This window comes from Cellulomonas septica (assembly GCF_012396155.1).
GTDB classification, from domain to species: Bacteria; Actinomycetota; Actinomycetes; order Actinomycetales; family Cellulomonadaceae; genus Cellulomonas; species Cellulomonas septica.
Genome location: NZ_JAAXOY010000447.1, coordinates 1 through 2,998 on the forward strand (window position 1 = coordinate 1; position 2,998 = coordinate 2,998).

At 72.2% G+C, this 2,998-nt stretch carries 4 protein-coding genes; all 4 read left to right on the top strand.

Annotated elements, in window-relative coordinates:
- The first annotated feature begins 166 nt into the window (after positions 1–166).
- Complete coding sequence (gene fliP, locus HGA02_RS14765; RefSeq protein ID WP_168679764.1) at positions 167–916, top strand: flagellar type III secretion system pore protein FliP; 750 nt, start codon at positions 167–169, stop codon at positions 914–916.
- Positions 916–1,188, top strand: coding sequence for a flagellar biosynthesis protein FliQ (gene fliQ / locus HGA02_RS14770; protein WP_124343582.1), 273 nt, complete (start codon positions 916–918; stop codon positions 1,186–1,188). The genes fliP and fliQ overlap by 1 nt, the downstream gene beginning before the upstream one ends.
- A gap of 1 nt (position 1,189) precedes the next feature.
- Complete coding sequence (fliR, locus tag HGA02_RS14775) at positions 1,190–1,960, top strand: flagellar biosynthetic protein FliR (protein WP_343035496.1); 771 nt, start codon at positions 1,190–1,192, stop codon at positions 1,958–1,960.
- Positions 1,957–2,998 (top strand): EscU/YscU/HrcU family type III secretion system export apparatus switch protein (locus HGA02_RS14780; protein WP_168679766.1); only part of this gene is annotated, 1,042 nt, incomplete at its 3' end. The genes fliR and HGA02_RS14780, both read left to right, overlap by 4 nt.

Genomic DNA, 2,998 nt, shown 5'->3' on the forward strand with positions numbered 1-2,998 from the left:
AGGTCGTCGACGCCGACGTGCCGCGCCCGCGCCCCGCGGGCGACGCGCACCCGCCGGTCGACCTGCCGCTCGGCGACGTCAAGCACGGTGCGCTGCACGGCTCGGTGCTCGACCCCGCGACGTGGCGGCAGGCCGTGCGGACGCTGCAGGACCGCACGGTGCGCCGATGAGCACGCTCACCGCGCTCGCCGTCACCTGGTTCGCCCCGACGCCGCCCACGGCGCCGGACGCCCCCGCGGTCGGCGACACCGTCACGGTCGCGGTCAACGGCGTCAACGGGACGCCCAGCAGCTCGATCGTCGTGCTGCTCGCGATCACGCTGCTGTCGGTCGCGCCCGCGCTGCTGCTCATGACGACGAGCTTCACGAAGATCTTCGTCGTCCTGTCGTTCACCCGGAACGCGCTCGGCCTGCAGGGCGTGCCGCCCAACCAGGTGCTCGCGGGGTTCGCGCTGTTCCTCTCCCTGTTCATCATGGCGCCGACCGTGAGCGACGTGAACGCGATCGGCGTCCAGCCCTACCTCGACGGGTCGTTGACGTTCTCGCAGGCCGTCGACGCGGGCTCCGGGCCGCTGCGCGAGTTCATGCTGGGCCACACGCGCGAGCAGGACCTCGCGCTGCTCACGCGCGCCGCGCAGCAGGAGAACCCGGCGTCGCCGGAGGACGTGCCGTTCACGACGCTCGCGCCCGCGTTCCTGCTCTCCGAGCTGCGGTCCGCGTTCATCATGGGCTTCGTCATCTTCGTGCCGTTCCTGGTCATCGACCTGGTGGTGTCGGCGTCGCTCATGTCGATGGGCATGATGATGCTGCCGCCCGTGATGATCTCCCTGCCGTTCAAGATCCTGCTGTTCGTCCTGGTGGACGGCTGGGGGCTGGTGGTCACGTCCCTCGTGGGCTCCTACGTGGGGAGCGGCTGATGGACACCACCGCGGTCCTCGACGTCGGCGTCGACGCGCTCGTCCTCGCCGCCAAGCTCGCCGCGCCCGTGCTCGTGACGGCGCTCGTCGTCGGGTTCGTCATCTCCCTGCTGCAGTCCGTCACGCAGATCCAGGAGGTCACGCTCAGCTTCGTGCCCAAGGCGATCGCCGCCGCGATCGCGCTCGTCGTGTGCGGGCACTGGATGATCTCCGAGCTCGTCACGTTCACGCACGAGCTGTTCGACCGCATCCCCGCGCTCGTCGGCGGCTGACGTGGACCCGATCAGCATCGCCCTGCCCGTCGGGGCGGTGGAGACGACGATGCTCGCGAGCGTGCGGGTCGCCGCGTTCCTCGTGATCGCGCCGCCGTTCTCGCAGCGTGCGGTGCCGGCCACGATCAAGGTCGCCCTCGCGCTCGGGATCGCGCTGGCCGTCGCGCCCCGCCTCGACCCGCTGCCGTCCGACACGACGCCGGCGTTCGTCGGGTCGCTCGTCGGGCAGGCCGTCATCGGTGCCGCGCTCGGGTTCCTCGTCTCGATGGTGTTCTCGGCCGTGCAGTCCGCCGGGTCGCTGATCGACCTGTTCGGCGGCTTCCAGCTCGCGACGGCGTACGACCCGATGAGCCAGTCGGCCAACGGTCCGTTCGGGCGGCTCTGCCAGATGACCGCGATGGTCCTGCTGTTCGCGTCCGACGGGTACCAGGTGGTGCTCGCCGGGCTCGTGCGCACGTTCGACGCGCTGCCGCTCGGCGCGCTGCTCGACCCGGCCGCGCTCGGGCACACGCTGACCGACGGCCTCACGCAGATGTTCCTCGCGGCGCTGCAGATCGCCGGGCCGCTCATCGTCGTGCTGTTCCTCGCCGACGTCGGCCTCGGGCTGCTCACGCGCGTCGCGCCCGCCCTCAACGCGTTCGCGATGGGCTTCCCGCTGAAGATCCTGCTGACCCTGGTCTTCGGCTCGCTCGCGTTCCTGGCCCTGCCGACCGTGATGGAGGCGCTCACCGGGCGCTCCGTCGAGCAGATGCTGGGGGTGGTGGTCCCATGAGCTCCGACGGGCAGGACAGGACCGAGAAGGCCACCCCGCAGCGGATGAAGGAGGTCCGCCGCAAGGGCGGCCTCGGCCGGTCGCAGGACCTCGCCGCGTGGGTCGGCCTCGGCGCCGCCGCCGCGGTGCTCCCGCTCGTGCTCGACAACGGCAGGGCGGCCGCGCTCGGCCAGCTCGCGGTCGTGCGCGACGCGGCGCTCGACCCCGACGGGACCGACGTGGCGCAGGTGCTCGGCGACGCGCTCATGACCGTGATCACGACGCTCGCGCCGCTGTTCGTCGTCGGCGTCGTCACCGCGATCGCGGTGAGCGCCGCGCAGGGCGGCATCCACCTGCACCGCCTGCGCCTGCACGCCGAGCACCTCAAGCCCAAGGGCATCGCGTCCCGGCTCGTCGGCGGGCAGGCGTGGTGGCAGGGCACCAAGACGCTGCTCAAGACGGCCGCCGTCGCCCTCGTCCTGCTCGTCGCGCTGCAGGCGCTCGTGCCGACGCTCCTCGCGTCCGGCCGGCTGCCCCTGTCGCACCTGCTCGGCATCGCGTCGGACGGCACCTCGACGCTCCTGCGGACCGGCATCGCCGCCGGCGTGATCCTCGCGGTCGCCGACGTCGCCGTCGTCTTCCGCCGCAACCGCAAGCAGACCCGCATGACGCTCCGTGAGGTCAAGGAGGAGCACAAGCGGACGGAGGGGGACCCGATGCTCAAGGGCGCGATCCGGTCGAAGCAGCTCGCGATGAGCCGGAACCGGATGATGGCCGAGGTCGCGAACGCCGACGTCGTGCTCGTCAACCCGACGCACGTCGCCGTCGCGCTGCGCTACGAGCCCGGCACGGGCGCGCCGCGCGTCGTCGCGAAGGGTGCGGGTGCGGTCGCCGCGCGCATCCGGTCCGCCGCGTCCGACGCGCAGGTCCCGATGGTCGAGGACGTCCCGCTGGCCCGCGCGCTGCCGCTCGGACGCATCGTCATGACGTTGCCGGACGAGTCCCACGTCGGGGAGCCGTTCCAGGTCGCGATGATCTTCTGCGGCGAGCGCACGGTCA